Raw genomic sequence first — 4654 nt, 5'->3', positions numbered from 1 at the left:
AGGTTCTTCACCCAATACCCACTGAAAAAACTCTGATGGGTATTCTTCTGCTAAGTATTTACAGATATTATCGTAAGCCAAGGCAAATTGTTCAAATTTAATACTATCTCAGACAGCGATGCAGCGCGGTCTTGGGGGTTTCCCCCATGAGCGACTGCATCAAGACAGTGTAGTGAATCCCAGTTAAAAAATTGATCGCACCTGGATCTTGTTTATGGAGTCAAGCTATGATACCCCAGCACTAATGATTTAGATAAGATCTAAAAAAGACCTGATTAGATCAGGTCTTATCAAAATCATCTTCCCACCAAAAATCCTGGTGAACACTGACAGTTAAATCTCAGCACTGATCTAACCAAACCGCTAAATCCGTTGCTGTCTCAAAATCCAACAACGCTTCACTCAATTCCTCCAATCGAGTAATCGATAATCCCTCAATCCGCTGTTGGAGCACAGGGTCAATTAAACCTAACCTCAGGGTTAGCAAACGCATCACAATTAATACTGCTTCCTCCTGCTTTCCGCGCTGGATTCCCTTTTGGACTCCCTTTTGGATAATATCTTGATAGGTGACTGATTCTTCCATAACTTCCTCCCTTAACAATCGACGAACTAAATCTTGATCAAACCGTAAACCAGCCAACACATCCACACAGGCGGCTAGGTTTCCCCGTAATGGTTTTTCTTCAATTTTATCCACTTGAGCAACCACTTGCTCTAACAATCGATTCGGGCTATTACTCCTGGCTAAAGTGGCCAAGGGTAACAAAGCCCGATTGGCTAACAGTGGTTGAGGGTCTTGCTCCCACAAGCGAATTACTCGATAACGGTGCCAGGTGTTAGTATCCCTAAACTCATTAGTAAATACCAGATCTGAGGTCGTAGACTTTAGAAAAATCACTACCTGTTCAATCCGACATCGGTACTTACGTTGTAATCTGACCCAATAGTCCAACATCCGAAATGCTAATGGTGGCTCGGATTGGGGTAGGGTTTGAAATTCTAGATGCAGAATTTGGTTAGTACTTTGGAGTAAACTCAGAGCATCAGCTTGAATGGGTTCAGCACTTAATTCGGTTTTAAGTACCTGAATATCGCGAGGTTCTTCACCCAATAGCCAGTAAAAAAACTCCGATGGGTATTCTTCTGCTAGGTATTTACAGATATTATCGTAAGCCAAGGCAAATTGTTCAAACTTAACACTATCTCAGACAGTTTAGTGAATCCCAGTTAAAAAATTGATCGCACCTGGATCTTGTTTATGGAGTCAAGTTATGATATTAGCTGTGATTTTAGTTAGAGTTATCTTGGAGCCAGTTGAGTAAGTCTTCACTGGTTTTAAAATCCCAGATGGCTTCTGATAAACGCTCTAGCTCTTGATTCGTCAAGGCTTCGATTAATGCGATATCATCACTGGTTAGTTTGCCAAAACGGCGCTCAAGCTGTCGCAATATTACCCTTCTTTCCCCTTCTTCTCGTCCCTGTATTATTCCCTGTTCTATTCCTTCCCGTTGAGCTAGACTCAATGCACCGCGCGTGTCCTCCAACACCATCTCCTGCTTGCGGAGTTTTTCCAATTCTGACACACTCAACCCCGCTTGATTCGCTATAGTTAACGCTTTTTCTAGCTGTGGTATTTCCCTGAGATTATCAGGAATAATTTCTAAGCTGGGCGCTTCTTTGATAAAATATATCCACTTATCTATCACACTTTCTAACTCTTCCAGTTGTTTATTAAATTTGGGAAGTTCTACAAACACCAGCTTTAATTCATTTTCCTGATAAGCGAAGTGCTCTTCTTTTTCTTGAAAGTAAAAACAGCTAATTACTTTCTCGGTTGATGGGAATAACTTAAAATCCGTGATGGTTAACGCAATGACTGGATTGAGATCGAAATATCCTTGTCCCGATTTTAGTTGATTACCATAGGTTTTGCACAAGTTATAGACCACTCGCTTCTCGAAAGCCTCTACATTCCAGATTTGCATTTCAATCAGCACAGTTGTTTGATCCTCTAATACTGCCTTAATGTCTAGATAAGTGTCTTTTAACTCCACTACATCCCCGGCACTGTAGGGGTCAAGGATTTCTAAATCCTGGATTACCGACTCCCCAGAGTAGATCATGGCATTAAGGAAGGAAATCAGAATATCCTTACTTTGATCTGAGCCAAAGATTTTCTTGAAAGCAAAGTCAGTTTTGGGACTAATGAATCTCATGGTTTTAGCAGTTTATGAGGTAGAGTGGTTAGTCAATGTCTTTCCTAGGGAATCTCACGGACATCGTTTCAGTAATCATCCTAGCAAAATCCGTTGATATTCTAGTGTATAACCGGTGAGCATTTATCTAAGCTTAAAGCGATGCAGTTGGCCAAAGGGGGTTTCCCCCACTCGCTATTGCATCAAGACAAGGAATCAACGGAAGGAATCAACGGGAGTGAAGCAGGATGGTTGTTAAAAATAGTAGTAAAAATACTAGCAATAATACTAATACTAATCAATCCAGTAATAATCAATGGGATGATGTTCGTGCAGCGTTGAAACAATTCTGGGGTTACGAGGATTTTCGACCCCCCCAAGGTGAAATTATTCGGATGATTTTAGAACAACGGGATGCTTTAATTATTTTGCCTACTGGTGGTGGTAAGTCGATTTGTTTTCAACTACCAGCGTTACTACAAACTGGATTAACATTAGTGATTTCTCCACTGGTAGCATTGATGGAAAATCAGGTGCAGGAATTGCGCGATCGCAAATTACCTGCTGCTCTGTTACATAGTGAATTACCTCGCTACCAACGGCAACAAACCCTTCAAGCTCTAGAAAAGCAGCAACTGCGATTGCTCTACTTATCCCCAGAAACCCTACTCAGTGCAGCAGTGTGGAAACGGTTGTGTCAGCCACAGCTTCAGATTAATGGATTGATTTTAGATGAAGCCCATTGTTTGGTTCAATGGGGTGATACCTTTAGACCTGCTTATCGCCGTTTGGGAGCAGTAAGACCAGCACTTCTCAAGTGTAAGCCCAAGGGAACAAAAATTGCGATCGCATCCTTTACTGCTACCGCTGACCCCAAGGCTCAACAAACCATCCGCAAAGTCTTGCAACTGCAACAACCCCAAACATTTTTAATTAGCCCCTATCGAGACAATCTTAACCTCCAGGTGCAAACCGTCTGGACTCCCAAAGGACGTCGCCAACGAGTATTGAACTATATTAAAGCCAGACCTAAACAAGCTGGTTTAGTCTATGTGCGTTCCCGAAAAGATAGTGAAGTGTTAGCGCAATGGTTTACTTCCTTGGGATATTCCACCGCAGCTTACCACGCTGGCTTGGGTGCTCAGGAGCGTCGGAAAATTGAAGCCAGCTGGATTAGTGGTCAGACCCAATTTGTGGTATGTACCTGTGCCTTTGGCATGGGGATTAATAAGCCAGATGTACGCTGGGTGGTGCATTTCCAAGCACCTTTACTCTTATCGGAATATATTCAGGAAGTAGGTCGTGGCGGCAGGGATGGTAAACCAGCGGATGCTTTGACCTTAGTCAGTGAACCAACGGGATGGTTCAATCCAGAGGATAAGCAACGACAAGAATTTTTTGCCCATCAAATGCGATCGCAATACCAACAGGCTCAACAGTTAGCAAAGCAATTACCAGCCCAGGGAGAAGTAGCCAAAGTAGCCAAAGAGTTTCCCAATGGTGCCATAGCCTTAGCACTCCTCGATAGTGCTGGTCAACTAGAATGGATTGATCCATTCCATTACCGGCAACACCGGTCTCAAAAATCTTCCTCCCTAGCACAGGTTAGTAATATCCAACAGCAAGCCCAGTCTCAGATGAATCAATACCTGAAAACTCGCCAGTGTCGTTGGCAATTTTTACTAAAGGCATTTGGTTTTACTCAGGAAGCAGTTGGCTTTAGATGCGATCGCTGTGATAATTGCTCATAGCATTTATCACAGGGAGTAGGGAGCGGTGCGACCCAAGGGCGATTTACTCGCCCTAGGAGGCGCGCACCGTAGGGAGTAGGGAGAGCTGCGACCGGTGGAATAGGCATCTTGCCTGTCCCTTGATCTCTTGGGTCGGGCAGGATGCCCACTCTACTCCTATTCATTCAAAGACTGACACAGCTTATTCAATTTTTATTGTTGAGATTCCTGTAATTCTTTTAAATAATTATTTAGTTTCAACAGACTATATATTCCTAATGCTGTACCAATTGGTAAACTCAACAGATTCACACATGCCGCAATCCAGTTAGCAGTATTTGGCTTGGCTCGCTGATAGAAGAATCCTGCCATTATATTAACAATTCCAAACCCAAGTAGAAATATATGCATGGCGATAGTGAAGAAAATTATCCAAGTATCACATGCATCTCCTCGGAAAGGTTCATTAATACATAATGAAGGACGCATCTGGATTATATATCTCGAAAAATCGAAATATATACGAAATACGAACAATCCAAAGAAGAAATAAATGCCGCCCCAAATATAGCGATGCAGCGCGGTCTTGGGGAGGCAGTGCGGTCTTGGGGAGGCAGCGCGGTCTTGGGGGTTTCCCCCATGAGCGACTGCCGTGGTTCCCCCCATGAGCAACTGCCGTGGTTTCCCCCATGAGCGACTGCATCAAGACAGTGAAAGATACTGAGC

At 43.2% G+C, this 4654-nt stretch carries 5 protein-coding genes and 1 pseudogene; 1 reads left to right on the top strand and 5 read right to left on the bottom strand.

Annotated elements, in window-relative coordinates:
- Positions 1-340: 340 nt before the first annotated feature.
- Together F6K20_RS25170 and F6K20_RS25165 are read right to left on the bottom strand one after the other, a co-directional pair.
- Positions 341-1180 (bottom strand): Rpn family recombination-promoting nuclease/putative transposase, encoded by an 840-nt coding sequence (locus tag F6K20_RS25170; RefSeq protein WP_287249541.1) that lies wholly within the window; start codon positions 1178-1180, stop codon positions 341-343.
- Positions 1181-1292: 112 nt separating this feature from the next.
- A complete protein-coding gene (locus tag F6K20_RS25165) occupies positions 1293-2219 on the bottom strand; it encodes an Rpn family recombination-promoting nuclease/putative transposase (protein WP_287266819.1) in 927 nt (308 codons plus the stop codon).
- Positions 2220-2446: 227 nt separating this feature from the next.
- Between F6K20_RS25165 and F6K20_RS25160 the strand changes: the two genes are divergently transcribed.
- Positions 2447-3949, top strand: a complete 1503-nt coding sequence (locus tag F6K20_RS25160) for a RecQ family ATP-dependent DNA helicase (RefSeq protein ID WP_287296455.1) — start codon at positions 2447-2449, stop codon at positions 3947-3949.
- On the opposite strand, the gene F6K20_RS25155 is transcribed toward F6K20_RS25160, so the two are convergent.
- From F6K20_RS25155 to F6K20_RS25145, 3 genes and pseudogenes are all read right to left on the bottom strand, one after another.
- Positions 3901-4056, bottom strand: a complete 156-nt coding sequence (locus tag F6K20_RS25155) for a hypothetical protein (protein ID WP_165691822.1) — start codon at positions 4054-4056, stop codon at positions 3901-3903. The two genes, F6K20_RS25160 and F6K20_RS25155, sit on opposite strands and share 49 nt — an antisense overlap.
- 85 nt (positions 4057-4141) lie before the next feature.
- Complete coding sequence (locus tag F6K20_RS25150) at positions 4142-4339, bottom strand: hypothetical protein (protein ID WP_202799278.1); 198 nt, start codon at positions 4337-4339, stop codon at positions 4142-4144.
- 83 nt (positions 4340-4422) lie between these two features.
- A pseudogene (locus F6K20_RS25145) lies at positions 4423-4654 on the bottom strand (hypothetical protein); the annotation flags it as partial.

Origin of the sequence: Moorena sp. SIO2C4, from assembly GCF_010672485.1 — a bacterium.
Classification (GTDB): Bacteria; Cyanobacteriota; Cyanobacteriia; order Cyanobacteriales; family Coleofasciculaceae; genus Moorena; species Moorena producens.
The sequence above is the reverse complement of the archived record's forward strand: the minus strand, read 5'-3'. Positions and strand labels throughout refer to the sequence as shown.

Excerpts from the sequence above, each read along its gene's own strand:
- F6K20_RS25160 (WP_287296455.1), top strand. The coding sequence starts at position 2,447 with ATGGTTGTTAAAAATAGTAGTAAAAATACTAGCAATAATACTAATACT.
- F6K20_RS25150 (WP_202799278.1), bottom strand. The coding sequence starts at position 4,339 with ATGCATATATTTCTACTTGGGTTTGGAATTGTTAATATAATGGCAGGA.
- F6K20_RS25155 (WP_165691822.1), bottom strand. The coding sequence starts at position 4,056 with ATGCCTATTCCACCGGTCGCAGCTCTCCCTACTCCCTACGGTGCGCGC.
- F6K20_RS25165 (WP_287266819.1), bottom strand. The coding sequence starts at position 2,219 with ATGAGATTCATTAGTCCCAAAACTGACTTTGCTTTCAAGAAAATCTTT.